The 16,091-nt window shown below is 38.4% G+C and carries 14 protein-coding genes, 2 tRNA genes and 1 pseudogene; 15 read left to right on the top strand and 2 right to left on the bottom strand.

The window, feature by feature from the left end; genetic code table 11:
- The first annotated feature begins 1 nt into the window (after window position 1).
- The 8 genes from ID741_RS01820 (at window position 2) to ID741_RS01785 (ending at window position 3,907) form a co-directional block, all read left to right on the top strand.
- Window positions 2–976, top strand: a complete 975-nt coding sequence (locus tag ID741_RS01820) for a branched-chain amino acid ABC transporter permease (protein WP_218324179.1) — start codon at window positions 2–4, stop codon at window positions 974–976.
- The gene (locus tag ID741_RS01815) at window positions 957–1,721 is read left to right on the top strand and encodes an ABC transporter ATP-binding protein (RefSeq protein WP_218324180.1); all 765 of its coding nucleotides are present in this window, start codon (window positions 957–959) and stop codon (window positions 1,719–1,721) included. Before ID741_RS01820 ends, ID741_RS01815 begins: the two co-directional genes overlap by 20 nt.
- Before the next feature lies 1 nt (window position 1,722).
- The gene (locus tag ID741_RS01810; RefSeq protein ID WP_218324181.1) at window positions 1,723–2,424 is read left to right on the top strand and encodes an ABC transporter ATP-binding protein; all 702 of its coding nucleotides are present in this window, start codon (window positions 1,723–1,725) and stop codon (window positions 2,422–2,424) included.
- Between the two features lie 3 nt (window positions 2,425–2,427).
- Window positions 2,428–3,072, top strand: coding sequence for a CBS domain-containing protein (locus tag ID741_RS01805; protein ID WP_438718869.1), 645 nt, complete (start codon window positions 2,428–2,430; stop codon window positions 3,070–3,072).
- Window positions 3,073–3,156: 84 nt separating this feature from the next.
- Window positions 3,157–3,384: a DUF2969 family protein gene (locus ID741_RS01800; RefSeq protein WP_218324183.1), complete on the top strand. Its 228-nt coding sequence runs from the start codon at window positions 3,157–3,159 to the stop codon at window positions 3,382–3,384.
- 78 nt (window positions 3,385–3,462) lie between these two features.
- Window positions 3,463–3,546 (top strand) — tRNA-Tyr (locus tag ID741_RS01795).
- Between the two features lies 1 nt (window position 3,547).
- Window positions 3,548–3,619: transfer RNA gene (locus ID741_RS01790), tRNA-Gln, on the top strand.
- A 114-nt stretch (window positions 3,620–3,733) separates the two neighbouring features.
- Window positions 3,734–3,907, top strand: a complete 174-nt coding sequence (locus ID741_RS01785; protein WP_218324184.1) for a hypothetical protein — start codon at window positions 3,734–3,736, stop codon at window positions 3,905–3,907.
- Between the two features lie 36 nt (window positions 3,908–3,943).
- On the opposite strand, the gene ID741_RS01780 is transcribed toward ID741_RS01785, so the two are convergent.
- Window positions 3,944–4,552, bottom strand: a complete 609-nt coding sequence (locus ID741_RS01780; protein WP_218324185.1) for a TetR/AcrR family transcriptional regulator — start codon at window positions 4,550–4,552, stop codon at window positions 3,944–3,946.
- A gap of 175 nt (window positions 4,553–4,727) precedes the next feature.
- On the opposite strand from ID741_RS01780, the gene ID741_RS01775 reads away from it, so the two are divergent.
- Window positions 4,728–8,972 (top strand): 2-hydroxyacyl-CoA dehydratase, encoded by a 4,245-nt coding sequence (locus tag ID741_RS01775; RefSeq protein ID WP_218324186.1) that lies wholly within the window; start codon window positions 4,728–4,730, stop codon window positions 8,970–8,972.
- Window positions 8,973–9,104: 132 nt separating this feature from the next.
- Window positions 9,105–9,809 (top strand): GntR family transcriptional regulator, encoded by a 705-nt coding sequence (locus ID741_RS01770; RefSeq protein ID WP_218324187.1) that lies wholly within the window; start codon window positions 9,105–9,107, stop codon window positions 9,807–9,809.
- Here ID741_RS01770 and ID741_RS01765 read toward each other — a convergent pair whose 3' ends face one another.
- Entirely contained in the window at window positions 9,810–10,448 is a 639-nt protein-coding gene (locus ID741_RS01765; RefSeq protein ID WP_438718868.1) for a YigZ family protein, read from the bottom strand.
- Window positions 10,449–10,485: 37 nt separating this feature from the next.
- Between ID741_RS01765 and ID741_RS01760 the strand changes: the two genes are divergently transcribed.
- From ID741_RS01760 to secA, 5 genes and pseudogenes are all read left to right on the top strand, one after another.
- Complete coding sequence (locus tag ID741_RS01760) at window positions 10,486–10,767, top strand: DUF7662 domain-containing protein (RefSeq protein ID WP_218324189.1); 282 nt, start codon at window positions 10,486–10,488, stop codon at window positions 10,765–10,767.
- Window positions 10,768–10,857: 90 nt separating this feature from the next.
- The gene (locus ID741_RS01755; protein WP_438718867.1) at window positions 10,858–12,159 is read left to right on the top strand and encodes a helicase-related protein; all 1,302 of its coding nucleotides are present in this window, start codon (window positions 10,858–10,860) and stop codon (window positions 12,157–12,159) included.
- Window positions 12,149–12,817, top strand: a complete 669-nt coding sequence (locus ID741_RS01750; protein WP_218324191.1) for a ComF family protein — start codon at window positions 12,149–12,151, stop codon at window positions 12,815–12,817. Before ID741_RS01755 ends, ID741_RS01750 begins: the two co-directional genes overlap by 11 nt.
- 140 nt (window positions 12,818–12,957) lie before the next feature.
- Complete coding sequence (hpf, locus tag ID741_RS01745; RefSeq protein ID WP_218324192.1) at window positions 12,958–13,506, top strand: ribosome hibernation-promoting factor, HPF/YfiA family; 549 nt, start codon at window positions 12,958–12,960, stop codon at window positions 13,504–13,506.
- Window positions 13,507–13,697: 191 nt separating this feature from the next.
- Window positions 13,698–16,071 (top strand): annotated as a pseudogene (gene secA / locus ID741_RS01740) (preprotein translocase subunit SecA); the annotation flags it as partial.
- Between the last annotated feature and the right edge of the window lie 20 nt (window positions 16,072–16,091).

The raw sequence follows: 16,091 nt of genomic DNA, 5'->3' as shown, positions 1-16,091 counted from the left end.
TATGAAAAAGAATTTAACTTATAATATTATCTGGTTAGCCATCATTGTTCTTGGATATTTTGCTTTGTATGCAGCTTATTCAGCGGGGATGGTCAATCTATTTTTAGACAATGTCTTGGTTCAAATTGGCATTAACGTTATTTTAGCGGTGGGTTTAAACTTAATTATCGGTTTTTCTGGTCAGTTCTCACTAGGTCACGCTGGTTTTATGGCGATTGGTGCATACGCAGCAGCCTTAATTTCAATGCAACTGCCAACTTATGGTGGCTTCTTCTTAGGGATGGCAGCTGGTGTTGTGATTGCTGGTATCGTGGCTGTAGCCGTAGGAATACCAACTTTACGTTTGAGTGGAGATTATTTAGCAATTGCTACACTAGGGGTAGCCGAAATTATCCGAATTTTATTAATTAATTTTGATGAAATCACTAACGGACCTTCTGGTATCTTTGGAATCTTACCTTTTGTTAATTGGCAGATGGTCTACGGCTTTATGGCGATTACTACGTTAATCTTAGTGAACTATATTCGTTCAGGTGCTGGTCGTGCGACGATGGCTATTCGTGAAGATGAAATTGCTGCCGAGTCGATGGGGGTTAACACGACGAAATTTAAAGTGGTTGCTTTTGCTTTAGGAGCTATGACCGCAGCGATTGCTGGTTCGTTATATGCCGGCTATCTTCAATCAATTGCACCAAAAGATTTTGCCTTCACTAAATCAGTGGATGTCTTAATCATGGTAGTATTAGGTGGGATCGGTAGTGTGACTGGTAGTTTTGTTGCAGCAATTGTTTTAGGAATTATCAATATGTATTTACAAGATTTTGGTGCATTACGGATGATCATTTATGCCTTGGCCTTAATCTTATTAATGATTTTCCGTCCAGGTGGGATTCTAGGTACGAGAGAATTCTCTGTGAAGAAAATTGTCAATAAATTTAAAAAAGGAGATGACCAAAATGCCTCTGTTGGAAATTAAAGAGTTAACTAAAAATTTCGGGGGACTTGCGGCAGTCTCTAATGTCAACATGGAATTAGGCGAAAATCAATTAGTTGGTTTAATCGGACCCAATGGTGCCGGTAAAACGACATTGTTTAACTTAATCACTGGCGTATACGAACCTAGTGAAGGGGATGTATTACTAAACAATCAACGTTTAAATGGCAAGAAGCCTTATACGATTGCTGATTTAGGATTGAGCCGAACCTTTCAAAATATTCGTCTATTTAAAGATTTAACAGTGATGGAAAATGTTCTAATTGCTATGAATAGTAAAAATAAAGAAAGTTTTCTTTCAAGTGTCTTAAGATTACCAAGCTTTTATAAAAAAGAAGCGTTACTAGAAGAAGAAGCATTTCGATTATTAGCGATTTTTGGTTTAGAGAAAAAAGCTCAAAATTTGGCAAAGAACCTTCCTTATGGTGAACAACGTAGACTGGAAATCGTCCGGGCGTTAGCAACGAATCCTAAAATTTTATTTTTAGATGAGCCAGCTGCTGGGATGAATCCGCAAGAAACGGCTGATTTGACAGAATTAATTCGTAAAATCCAGGCTGAATTTAAGATTACGATTCTCTTAATCGAACACGATATGAGTTTAGTCATGGATGTCTGTGAAAGAATCTATGTACTGGAATATGGTCGTGTATTAGCGGAAGGAACACCTGAAGAAATCAAAGGTAATCCGGCAGTAATCAAAGCGTATCTAGGAGGTGACCTGTAAGATGTTAAAGGTTGAAAATTTAGCCGTCCATTATGGTGTCATCCAAGCTGTTCGCGATGTAAATTTTGAAGTCAATCAAGGGGAAATTGTTTCTTTGATCGGTGCAAATGGTGCTGGAAAAACGACGATTCTTCATACAATCTCAGGACTAATTCAGCCTTCTGCAGGTAAAATTACCTTTGAAGGTGAAGAAATCCAAAAAAGAGCTCCACGAAAAATTGTTGCCAAAGGGATTTCGCAAGTACCAGAAGGTCGTCATGTTTTTTCTGGTCTAACTGTTCAGGAAAATTTAGAGATGGGTGCCTATTTACGGAAAGAAAAAAATCTAAGTGAAGAGTACGAAACGATTTATCAGCGTTTCCCGATTTTAAAGGAACGTTTAAGTCAAGATGCTTCAACACTATCTGGTGGGGAACAACAAATGCTAGCAATGGGTCGGGCATTAATGTCTAAACCTCGTTTACTATTATTAGATGAGCCATCAATGGGTCTAGCGCCAATTTTTATCAAAGAGATTTTCAATATTATTCAAGCCATTCAAGCACAAGGAACGACGGTTTTATTGATTGAACAAAATGCCAAAATGGCTTTATCAATTGCTGATCGCGGCTACGTCTTAGAAACTGGTGAAGTTGTTTTAAGCGGAACTGGTGAAGAGTTACTGGCGAGTGATGAAGTGCGCAAAGCATATTTAGGAGGATAAAAAATGAGTGTAAAAGATTTTATGGCAGCTGAGCTAGTAACAGTTGATCCCCAAACGAAAATTTTTGATGCGGTAGATTTAATGAAAAAACACGATATTCATCGTTTACCAGTCGTTAAGGCGGATAAATTGGTTGGTTTAATTACAGAAGGAACGATTCAAGAAGCATTACCTTCAACGACAACTAGTTTAAGTGTTTATGAAACCAATTATTTATTAAATAAAACTGTGGTGGCAGATGTGATGATCGAAAAAGTAGCAACGATTGATCCAGATGCCCAATTAGAAGACGCGATTTATAAGATGCGCCAAAAAAATGTTAATGTTTTACCGGTATTAAAAGACGATCAAGTGGTGGGAATTATTACCAACAACGATATTTTTGATGCCTTCTTAAAAATAACTGGTTATCACGAAGGTGGCAGTCGGATTCAGATTGCTGTAAAGGAAGACCGTAAAGGCTTATTAGCTGAAGTAGCAAAAGTTTTAGCCGACCATGACTACGATATTTTAACGGTCATTATCGATCATGCAAAAACTGGGACTGTGATGGAATTTCAAATATCTTCTAAAGATGCTGAAGCTATTTCTCAAGTCTTAACAGACGCCGGCTTCAATGTTCAACGAGCAGTTGTGACCAATCCATAATATTTGATCCGAGGCGATCTTTTGTCTCGGATTTTTTTCTTTTTGCCTACAGCTATGGTAAAATGTTTTCTGCGGAGGGATAACATGTCGAAAAAAAATAAAGATATTGAAATTAAAGGAAATGAAAAAGAAGTTATGCTAGATGGACAAAAAGTCAGTGTCACTGAGCTTTTTGCAGGCAAGAAACAAATTGGCGAAATTAGAGAAATAAAGGGATTTCAAGCCTATGCTGAAGGAACTTTATTAGGAAATTTCAAAAAAATTGATGATGCTTTTGAAGCAGTCATTGCCAACTATAATTTGCATCAATAAATTGAAAGAAAAGTCTTGCATTTTATTTTAAAGTTGGGTATTATAACTGAGTCGGGTTTTTCAGAAAACTTGATTTTTGGAGGAGTAGCGAAGTGGCTAAACGCGACGGACTGTAAATCCGTTCCTTAGGGTTCAGTGGTTCGAATCCACTCTCCTCCACCATTGGGGTATAGCCAAGCGGTAAGGCAAGGGACTTTGACTCCCTCATGCGTTGGTTCGAATCCAGCTACCCCAGTCATTTTAAGAGATGCAGGTCTTCGGATCGGCATCTCTTTTTCTTTTTGCTTGATGCCAAACCAGATTTGCGCTAAATTTAAAGGAACAAGATGGTTAAATAGGAGGGAAACAAATGAAAAAGAAAATGACTGAAATCATTAGCGATGCAGCAGAACGTGTATATGACATTGTCAAAGATGATAAATATGACGTAATGGTAGAGCTGACTAATAAGAACAAAGGCGTAAAACTAAACAAAAAGCGCCCTACTCGCCATACAATCAAATGGAAAGCTAAAAATCATTAAAGCAAAAGCCTACTGAATTTCTTCAGCAGGCTTTTTTTAATGATCAATCTCAATGCCTAAAATCGTCAAATGACCATTTCCCACCAACTTGATAACTAACTTCGCCAAGCTGTTGGCATCCATCGTTGTCTCGCTAGTAATCCACCAATGAAGTGTCCCAACGAAGATTGAGGTCATGTATTCAATAATAAAATCCATCGGAACCTCAATATCATTTTCGGTAATTTTTAGCCGTTGAAAGACATGGGCGTATTTTTCATCTAAAATGTCCGCAATTTCTTTGCGCATCATTTCATTTCCGGAAGAATCCATGACCGTTAAAAAGAATTGTTTATTGTTATGGATTTGCTTGTAGATGTTTGTTAATACCACCTCGACTTGTTTCACTTTTAGTCGATTGCCTTGGACAATCTGATCAGGATCTAAAACCGAGACGAAAGCATCGATAGCGTTATGAAAAATGAAGTCATATAAATCTTGCTTGTCTTTAAAATGAGCATAGAAAGTTGCACGATTAATCATCGCTTCGTCAGCAATCTCTTGGACGGTTAAATTATCGTAGCCTTTTTCTTCGACTAAACGAATAAATGCTTCAATTATCATTTTATGGGTACGTTTTACACGTAAATCAGTTTTTTTTGTCATTTTTTTCCCTTCTTTTGACAACATTATTAAGATAGCTGTTGTTTATCTCACACTTTTCTCACTTTTGGTTGTTGCATATTATTTAAAATCTTTCTAAAATATACGTGAGTAGTATAACAAACACACTGTCAGATAATCAACACATGTTGTAAAAAAGAAAAGGTGGGTATCAAGTATGACATTAAAAGCAGGGATCGATGTCGGCTCTACCACTGTGAAATTAGTGATTCTAAATGAGAATAACGAGAGTTTATTTTCGAAATACGAACGTCATTTTTCAGATGTGAAAGCCGCCACAAAAAGAATATTAGCAGAAGCGCAAGAAATTATTAGAGATCAAGTGATTACGATTAATATTACAGGCTCAGGAGGAATGGGCCTAGCAGACGTGTTGGAGATTCCATTTGTTCAGGAAGTGATTGCTTGTACCAAAACAGTTGAAGAAATTATTCCCGAAACCGATGTCGTGATTGAACTAGGCGGAGAAGATGCGAAAATTACTTTCTTTGAAGGTGCCTTAGAGCAACGGATGAATGGTAGTTGCGCAGGCGGAACCGGCGCCTTTATTGATCAAATGGCAGCTTTGTTGAAAACTGACGCCAATGGTGTAAACGAACTGGCGAAAGGTTATCAAACAATTTATCCTATCGCTTCTCGTTGTGGTGTGTTTGCTAAAACAGATGTGCAACCGTTAATTAATGAAGGAGCGGCCAAAGAAGATATTGCAGCCAGTGTCTTTCAGGCAGTTGTCAATCAAACGATTGCCGGTTTAGCAGCTGGTCGAAAAATTGTCGGTAAAATTGCCTTTTTAGGTGGACCATTATTTTTCATGTCAGAATTGCGGAAAAGATTTATTGAAACTCTAGATATCGCACCAGAGGATGTCGTTTTTCCAGAAAACCCGCAATTATTTGTCGCGATGGGTGCCGCTTTCTATTCAGAAAAGACTGGTGAGCATACCTTAGCAGAACTATTAAATAAATTAAATACAGCCAATAAAAATAGCTTGTCGCCTTCTGATACATTGGCGCCTTTATTTAAAGACGATCAAGAACTAGCGGATTTTCGTGACCGTCATAAACAAGCAACTGTTGAAACCAAAGATTTGGCAGATCATTCAGGACCAGCTTTTCTGGGAATCGATGCCGGCTCTACTACAACAAAAGTTGCTTTAATCGATGAAACTGGTCGTTTGATGTTTTCTTTTTACGGCAATAATCAAGGACAGCCGCTAGAAACAACCATGTCTGTATTGCGAGATTTATACGAAAAATTACCGGATGATGTCTATATCGGTAAAGCAGCAGTGACTGGTTACGGCGAACAATTAATAAAAAATGCCTTGAAAGTGGATATCGGTCAAGTAGAAACGATGGCCCATTACAAAGCTTCCAATCATTTCCTACCAGGTGTCGATTTTATCTTAGATATTGGTGGGCAAGATATGAAGGCCATGACTATAAAAGATGGCGCCCTATCTTCGATTCAGCTAAATGAAGCTTGCTCCTCTGGTTGTGGCTCATTTATTGAAACTTTTGCTAAATCATTGAAATATTCTGTGCAAGATTTTGCAGAAGCGGCAGTTCATTCTCGTCAGCCAGTTGATTTAGGTTCTCGTTGTACCGTCTTTATGAATTCGAAAGTCAAACAAGTCCAAAAAGAAGGGGCTTCAGTTGGTGATATTTCCGCTGGTTTGTCTTATTCAGTGATTAAAAATGCGATTTATAAAGTGATTAAGATTCGTCGTCCAGAAGAACTTGGCGAAAAAATTGTCTGCCAAGGGGGAACTTTCTATAATGAAGCAGTTTTACGGGCCTTTGAATTGGTTTCAGGTCGTGAAGTAGTCAGACCTTCGATTGCTGGCTTGATGGGTGCTTTTGGAGCAGCATTGATTGCCTCAGAAAACTATCAAATCGGTGAACTGACAGAGACTTTAAGTCTAGACGAATTAAACAATTTTTCTGCTGACAAAGAGTTTACCCACTGTGGCTTATGCGAAAATAATTGTATGATGACGGTGACGGTTTTCTCTGATGGACGTAAATTTGTGACCGGTAACCGCTGTGAACGAGGCGCACAAATTAAAGTCAAAAAAGAAGACCGCAAAGTCAATATGGTGGATTATAAATATCGTCGTTTATTCCATTACCGACCATTACGGAAAAAAGAAGTGGTCCATGGTGAGATTGGGATTCCACGAGTTTTAAATATGTATGAAAATTATCCTTTGTGGCATACATTGTTCACTGATTTAGGCTTTAGAGTCAAACTCTCTCCTCGGTCGAATAAAGATTTGTATGAACAAGGTATGGAAACTATTCCTAGCGATACGGCTTGTTATCCAGCAAAAATTGCTCATGGACATATTCAAGCCTTAATCGATCAAGGTGTACCGATGATTTTTTATCCTGGTGTGGTTTTTGAACGACAAGAATCAGCAGAGGCCGACAATCATTTTAATTGCCCGATTGTGCAAAGTTATCCCGATGTGATTCGTAATAATGTGGATGATATTCGTGAAGGGAAAGTCGATTATCGCAATCCTTACTTAAATCTTGCCAATGAAGCATCGGTGGCAGAAGTGTTGTACCGAACTTTTAAAGATTTAGGTATTACTAAAGAAGAAATTACTAAAGCTTTACATCATGGTTACGAAGAGTTAGAAGCCTTTAAAGAAGATATTCGACAAAAAGGCGAAGAAACCCTAATGATGTTAAATATGAAAGGTCAACGGGGCGTCGTTCTTTCTGGTCGTCCTTATCATGTTGACCCAGAAATTAATCACGGGATTGCTGACGTTATCACGCAAGAAGGCTTCCATGTATTAACAGAAGACTCGATTTCTCATCTAGGAGATGTAGGTAATTTACGAGTAGTCAATCAATGGGTTTATCATTCTCGATTATATGCAGCTGCACGAGTGGTTGCTAAATCAAAAAATCTTGAATTGGTGCAATTAAATTCCTTTGGCTGTGGTTTAGATGCGGTAACCACTGACCAAGTGGAAGAAATCATGGATCAATATGGAAAAATTTATACCGTTTTGAAAATTGATGAAGGATCAAACTTAGGAGCAGTTCGGATTCGTTTACGTTCCTTAAAAGCAGCTGTTCAAGAGCGACAAAAAGTTAATTATGTACCAACCCAAAAATTTGAAGAACCAGAAAAAATTGTTTTCACTAAAGAAATGAAAAAGACCCACACTTTATTGTTACCAATGTTGAGTCCAATTCACCAATCGGGTTTGTTCGATTTAGCTTTAGAAGCTTCTGGCTACAATGTTGTCTGCTTACCAGCGATGGATAAAGAAGCCACTAATGTTGGTTTGAAATATGTGAATAACGACTCTTGTTATCCAGCGATTATTTCAATTGGACAGCTTGTGGAAGCTTTACAAAGTGGCAAATATGATTTAAACAATGTCAGTGTTATGATGAGTCAAACTGGTGGTGGCTGTCGGGCAACCAACTATATTCCACTGTTGCGCAAAGCCTTAAATGATGCTGGCTTCCCGCAAGTTCCAGTCGTTTCAGTGTCACTGGGAAATAAAGGGGTCGAAAGTAATCCTGGGTTTAAATTTACTTTGCCAATGGTGAAACGGATTGTTGTAGCAGTTCTGTATGGTGATTTATTTGAACGTTTAGTCTATCGGACGCGACCTTATGAATTAGAAAAAGGTCAGATTGATCAAATGCACCAAGATTGGTTGGCAAAAGTTGCTAATAATGTGCGTAATGGTTCATTGACGCAATTTAATCGCAACATGAAAAAAATCGTTAAAGATTTCGATACGGTGCCATTATCTGATGAAGTCAAACCCAAAGTTGGGGTAGTAGGCGAGATTTTGGTGAAATATTCACCAACTGCCAACAATGACATCGTTCGTTTATTAGAAGAAGAAGGTGCAGAAGCTGTTGTGCCAGATTTAATCGGTTTTATGAATTATTCCTTGTATAACCAAATTTGGAAATATGATAATTTGGGGATGCCGAAGAAAAATAAAACCATGGCAGAATTTGTGATTAAACTAATCGAAATGGTTGAAAAACCGATGGATAAAGCACTACGGGCTTCTGATCGGTTTGACGGCATTCATTCAATTTATCAATTGGCTGAGGATGCCAGCAAAGTTCTTTCTATCGGTAATCATACAGGTGAAGGCTGGTTCTTAACTGGTGAAATGATTGATTTATTGAAGAGTGACGTAAATAATATTGTCTGCATGCAACCGTTTGGCTGTCTGCCAAATCATGTGGTGGGTAAAGGTGTGATCAAAGAATTACGCCATCAATATCCGAAAGCCAATATTGCAGCGATTGATTATGATCCAGGTGTTTCCATTGTCAATCAATTAAACCGAATCCGACTAATGATGGCAACAGCCAATAAAATGTTGGACGAAGAGGTAAGAACAAATTAAACAAGTAATCACAAGTAAGTAGACCATTTTTTCCGAAATGGTCTACTTTTTGATTGTCGCGGAGGTATATACCAGTTATAATGGAAAGAAAACAAGAGCTTTTTTTAGATTATAAGAAAGTAGGCATTCAAGATGGCAAATCAAGTGCCCGTGTATATTCAGATTCATGACCAAATAAAAAATCAAATCGAAACAGGCGTCTGGAAAGTGGGCGACCGCTTGCCTTCTGAAAGAGAATTAGCGGTGACCTTTGGCGTGAGTCGAATGACTTTACGACAAGCCATCCAAACTTTAGCAGATGAAGGGATTTTAGAAAGAAAAATCGGCTCAGGAACCTATGTCGCCAACGAAAAAGTCCAAGAAAAAATGACTGGAACCACCAGTTTCACTGATATTATGGAATCTTTAAACAAAGTCCCTTCCAGCAAAACTATTTCTTATTTTAATTCCCCCGCCAGCTCAAGTGAGATTGAAAATTTAAACTTGACTAAAGGAGAACGAGTCTTAAGAATGGAACGGATTCGTTATGCTGACAATGTACCTATTTGCTTTGAAGTCGCTAGTATTCCGGCAAAATTGGTAGAAGGCTTCAGTAAAGAAGAGATTACCGAATCTTTTTATCATTCTCTACAAGAACGAGGTATGGAGATCGGTCATGCCAATCAAACGGTTTCTGCAGTGTTGGCTTCTGAACAAATTGCTGATTATTTAGAAATCAAACGTGGCGAAGCAATCTTGCGGCTACGTCAACTTTCTTATTTGGTTGACGAGCGTCCTTTTGAATATGTCCGGACTCAATACGTCGGCAGTCGTTTCGAGTTTTATTTAGAGAAATAATCATTCTTCGATTAATTGTTCGGAATAACTGGTTTCTCCAGCAACAAAAGTCGCTTGACCGCTTAATAAATCGGTGACTTGGGCTTCGAAATTGGCGACTTGATCTTCATCAACAAAGCATATCGCAGTGACCTCATGGGTAAACAAGGTATCTTTTACTACAATTTTTTGGGTCTCCAGAAATTTTTCTAGTTTCCCCCAATGATTGTAAGGAATCGTCACTGAAATTTCTTGTTGTAGACGGCCTTCAACGATACCAGTCTCGGCGATGCCATTAGCGACAGCTCCAGAATAAGCGCGAATTAAACCGCCGGCACCTAGTTTTGTGCCACCAAAATAGCGAGTAACAACAGCGCAAACATTAATTAAATTATTTTTTTTCAAGACTTCCAACATTGGAACACCAGCGGTTCCGCTAGGTTCACCATCATCAGAGCTGCGTTGAATCTCGTTTTGTTCGCCTAAAACGAAGGCACTGCAATTGTGATTGGCTTTCCAATGTTCCTTTTTAATTTGATTGATAAATTCTTTGGCTTCTGCTTCAGAAGTGATCCGTTTTAAATGGCAAATAAAGCGAGATTTTTTGATCTCCGTTTCATGAATACTGTCTGATTGAATCGTTCGATAAGTAGCTAACATCGTTTCACCTCATTGTTAGGATAGGAGTAGATGGCACATGGCACAAACTAAAAAATATGATGTAATCACCCATTATTTAAAAACCAACGGTGGCTCACAAGTGACCTTGACTTTTACTCAGATTGACGAGCTATTGTTTCCCAGCTCTGGCTTACCTAAGACGGCACGAACAGAAAAAGATTGGTGGGCCAATGATTATCGTCATCCCGAAAAAGGCGCCTACGGTTGGCTGAATGCCAGTTATGAAGTCGTTTCTATAAACTTAGCAAAAGAATTCATTGTTTTCAATAAATTAGTCAAATCCAGTTGGTTGATATAAACATGCATGAAAAAATATTTCGTTGATTTTAGTGACTGCGTCAAAATGACGTGGTCTTTTTTTACGTATTTATTTAATGAGGTGAACAAAATGTGGGGTCAGTATTTAGCATTGGAAGAATGGCAAACTTTTTATCCGAAAGTCTCACTGGAACAGGCGCATCAACTGCCAGCGATGAATCAGATTTCAGTTGATTCTTATCGATGTAACCGTTGCGGCTCCATTTGTCAGGAGCAAGTACCAGCGGGCTTTTTTTATTGTTATCAGTGCATAACTTTAGGGCGAATGACCAGCCAAAAAGATCTTTATTTTTTTCCTGTTCCTGAAAAAAAGTCACGAGAAATTTTTTTAAACTGGGATAAAACTCTGTCGATAAGTCAACAAGAAATAGCGGAACAATTACAAGCAGACCAAAAAAAAGGCGCATCCTTTTTACTGTGGGCAGTAACAGGAGCAGGCAAAACCGAAATGTTGTTTCAACTGATTCAAAGAAATCTAGCCGTCGGCAACCGAGTTTGTTTAACAAGTCCGCGTGTGGATGTCTGTAATGAGCTCCATCTACGAATGCTTCAGGCTTTTCCTAAAGAAGAAATTAATTTATATCATGGGCAAAAAAGAATCGAAGGCGCGGGTCAATTCGTTATTTGTACCGTCCATCAATTGTTACGTTACCGAGATTATTTTGATTTGATGATAGTCGATGAAGTAGATGCTTTTCCCTATGCGAATAATCCTTTATTGCAAGCAACGGTCGAAAAAGCACAAGTTAGATCTGGCAAGCGGGTCTATTTAAGTGCCACACCGAATGCTGAATTGAAGAAAGCCGTAGATTTTTGCTATCGTTTGCCTGCACGATTTCATCGCCGTCCTTTACCAGTCCCGGAAATTTTACTTGCTGTTACTTTAGCAAAAAAAATGTACCGTGGGCGGTTGCCACAAAAAGTTTTAAGCCGATTATTGGCGCGGTTGGGGAAAAATGATGTCTTGCTGTTTTGTCCTAGTGTCGGCAGCCTATTAGCCGTTGCACAATTCTTACAAAAGGCATTTCCAGATTGTCAAATGACCACCGTTCATGCACAAGACCAAGAGCGGGCAATGAAAGTAGACGGGATGCGCCAAGGAAAATATCAACTGCTGATAACGACTACTATTTTAGAACGGGGAGTCACCTTTGAAAAAGTCTCCGTCGTTGTCTTAGAAGCCAGCCATCGGGTATTTAATCAAGCTGCTTTGGTGCAAATTGCTGGACGGGCAGATCGTAAAGGGGATTTTCATGAGGCAGAGGTTGTGTTTGTTACTAGCGAAATGACTCTGACGATAAAAAAAGCATTGGCAGAAATTAAAGAAAATAATCAATTGGCTTTTACACGAGGACTGTTAAATGAAATGTAGCTGCTGCCATGAGGAATATTGTGAGACTTTGACCTTAATAGATTTTTTTAGTTCATTTAGGGGACGCTGTTTTCGTTGTCAGCAATTGTTTCGACCAATTAAAAATCGTCAATGCTGCCTTGGTTGTGGTCGAGAAACTTCCGAAAAAATTTGTAAAGACTGTCAACAATGGCAAGCACAATTAGGCTTTTTAATTGGAAATCGAGCATTGTTTCATTATGATGACGGTTTTGCCCAGTGGATTGAAGATTATAAATATAAAGGTGATTATCGTTTGAAAAGTGCCTTTGCTAGAGAAATTCATTATCAGTTGAAACAGGTCAAGCAGACCATCATCTGTCCTTTGCCAATCAGTCCCGAACGTTTTGAGTCCCGAGGGTTTAATCAAGTGAGTGGCTGTCTCGCAGCAGCAAAAATAGACTATCAAGAATTGTTACTGCGGCCAACCAATGATTTGCCGCAAGCCAATAAAAAACGATTAGCTCGGTTAAAATTACCACAACCCTTTGTTATGAGAGTTTCCTCAGAAAAAATAAAAAACAAAAAAATTATTCTCATCGATGATGTCTATACTACCGGCAGAACCCTGTATCATGGGGCGGAATTATTACTGAAAAACGGTGCAAAAAGCGTGACAAGTTTCACTTTCGCTCGCTAGGAAAAGGGTTACATTTATTGAATTTTGTTAGCGATTCACTTTCCAAAGAGATTAGAATTAGGTATAATGAAATTAAGAAGAGATGGAAAGAGTGGTCCTTTCCGAAATCTTCAGTTGGTTAGATGAAAGGGGCAATTTGTATGTTTAGATATAACGTTCGAGGAGAAAACATCGAAGTTACTGAAGCAATCCGTGACTATGTAGAAAAAAAAGTAGGTAAATTAGAACGCTACTTTACTGATGTGCCGGATGCAACAGCGCATGTAAACTTGAAGGTTTACACTGAAAAAACTGCAAAAGTAGAAGTGACAATCCCACTTCCATACTTAGTGCTTCGTGCCGAAGAAACTTCACCAGATTTATATGCAAGTATTGATTTGGTTGTGGATAAATTAGAACGTCAAATCCGCAAGTTCAAAACAAAAATTAACCGCAAAGCACGAGAAACATCATTACCAGATCGCGAAGTTGCTGTTTTGATGGAAGAAGAAACTGACGATGCTGAATTAGAAATCGTTCGTACAAAACGACTTTCTTTAAAACCAATGGGTAGCGAAGAAGCCGTATTACAAATGAATATGTTAGGTCATAACTTCTTTATCTTTGAAGATGCTGAAACAAATGGCACTAGCATCGTATACCGTCGTAAAGATGGCAAATACGGATTAATTGAAACAGATGTAGACTAAAAAATTGGGCCTGTTAGAAAATCTTTTGATTTTTTGACAGGTCTTTTTTTATTTTCAAGAAAAAATCCTTAGTATTTCTAAAAGATAGCTGATTTTATGAATCAAAAGTTTCTTTTCAAGGGAACTAATGATAGAATATACTAGCGAGTTTATACGTATAAACGAATGAGGCTAAAGGAGTACTGTAAAAAATGGCGAACGTGCTTAAAAGATTAATCGAAAATGATAAAAAAGAATTAAAACGTTTAGATGGCATTGCAAACAAGATTGAAGAATTTTCCGAAGACATGGCAAAATTATCAGATGAACAACTGCGAGGAAAAACTGACGAATTCAAACAACGCTATCAAGCGGGAGAAACTTTAGATGAGTTATTACCCGAAGCTTTTGCGACAGTTCGTGAAGCAGCAAAACGCGTTTTAGGCTTATACCCTTACCACGTCCAATTAATGGGTGGGATCGTATTGCATGATGGCAATATCCCTGAAATGAAAACAGGTGAAGGTAAGACTTTAACAGCGACTATGCCAGTTTATTTAAATGCGATCACTGGTCAAGGGGTTCACGTAGTTACCGTGAATGAATATTTAGCAACCCGTGACTCAACTGAGATGGGTGAACTGTATAATTTCTTAGGTTTAACAGTTGGTTTAAATATTAACTCTAAGAGCAGTGATGAAAAGCGTGAAGCTTACAACTGTGATATTACTTATAGTACCAATAATGAATTAGGCTTTGACTACTTGCGGGACAACATGGTAGTTTACCGTAACCAAATGGTACAACGACCATTAAATTATGCCATCGTCGATGAAACCGACTCAATCTTAATCGATGAAGCTCGGACACCATTGATTATTTCTGGTGCAGCTGAAAAATCAACAGCGCTATACAATCGGACAGATAACTTTGTCAAACGATTGGTAGAAGAAGATGATTATAAGATCGATGTCCAATCAAAAACAATTGGCTTAACGGAACAAGGAATTGCCAAAGCTGAAAAGAATTTTAACTTAGAAAACTTATATGATATCGAAAATACTGCCTTGACTCACCATATGGATCAGGCTTTACGAGCAAACTACATTATGTTGCGAGACATTGATTATGTGGTTCAAGAAGGCAAAGTTTTAATCGTTGACCAATTTACTGGTCGGATCATGGATGGTCGTCGTTATTCTGACGGTTTACACCAAGCGATTGAAGCCAAAGAAGGCGTGGAAATTGAAGATGAAACCAAAACAATGGCAACCATCACTTTCCAGAACTACTTCCGGATGTACAAGAAATTATCTGGGATGACCGGTACGGCGAAAACCGAAGAAGAAGAATTCCGTGAAATTTATAATATCGAAGTTATTCAAATCCCAACCAACAAACCAGTTATACGGGAAGACCATCCAGATTTACTTTACCCAACTTTGGAAAGTAAATTTCATGCTGTGGTACAAGATATCAAAGAACGCCATCGCAAAGGTCAACCATTACTAGTCGGTACTGTTGCCGTTGAAACTTCTGAATTACTTTCTAACATGTTAAATGAAGATGGCATTCCTCATGAAGTGTTAAATGCGAAGAATCACTTTAAAGAAGCTGAAATTATTATGAATGCTGGTCAAAAAGGCGCGGTAACCATCGCTACCAATATGGCCGGTCGGGGAACCGATATTAAATTAGGCTTAGGTGTTATCGAAGTTGGCGGTTTAGCCGTTATTGGTACTGAACGTCACGAATCACGCCGGATTGATAATCAGCTACGGGGACGTTCTGGTCGTCAAGGTGACCCAGGGGTTTCACAATTTTATCTATCATTGGAAGATGACTTGATGAAACGTTTTGGTTCAGAACGAATCAAAGCTTTCTTAGATCGCTTAAATGTTGAAGATGAAGATGCAGTTATTCAAAGTAAAATGTTAACTCGTCAAGTTGAATCAGCACAAAAACGGGTAGAAGGTAATAACTACGATACACGTAAAAATGTCTTGCAATACGATGATGTAATGCGGGAACAACGGGAAGTTATTTACAAACAAAGACAAGATGTCATTATGGCGGAACAAGATTTATCGCCACAATTATTAAATATGGTTCGCCGCTCAATCTCGCGGGTAGTTGATGGACATACCCAAGGGGAACAAAAGGATTGGAATCTTGAAGGAATTAAAGATTTTGCTGGTAATGCGTTAGTCCATGAAGACAAGATTGCCGTTAGTGACTTAGAAGGTAAGAAACCTCAAGAAATCAAAGATTACTTGTTTGAACGAGCAAAAGAAATTTTTGATATGAAAGTCGAACAGCTACAAAGCCCAGAACAATTATTGGAATTTGAAAAAGTAGTTATTCTACGAGTAGTAGATACTAAATGGACCGATCACATCGATGCGATGGATCAATTACGTCAATCAGTTGGCTTGCGGGCATATGGTCAAAATAATCCATTGGTTGAATATCAAACAGAAGGCTACAAAATGTTTGAAGACATGGTCGGCGCGATTGAATATGAAGTAACTCGTCTATTCATGAAAGCTGAAATCCGCCAAAATGTTCAACGGGAACAAGTCGGTGAAACCCAAGAAACGCATCCA

The sequence above is a fragment of the Enterococcus sp. AZ103 genome (assembly GCF_051714685.1).
Taxonomy (GTDB): domain Bacteria; phylum Bacillota; class Bacilli; order Lactobacillales; family Enterococcaceae; genus Enterococcus_A; species Enterococcus_A alishanensis.
Note: the sequence above shows the minus strand (reverse complement) of the source record. Positions and strands in the feature narration are given on the sequence as shown.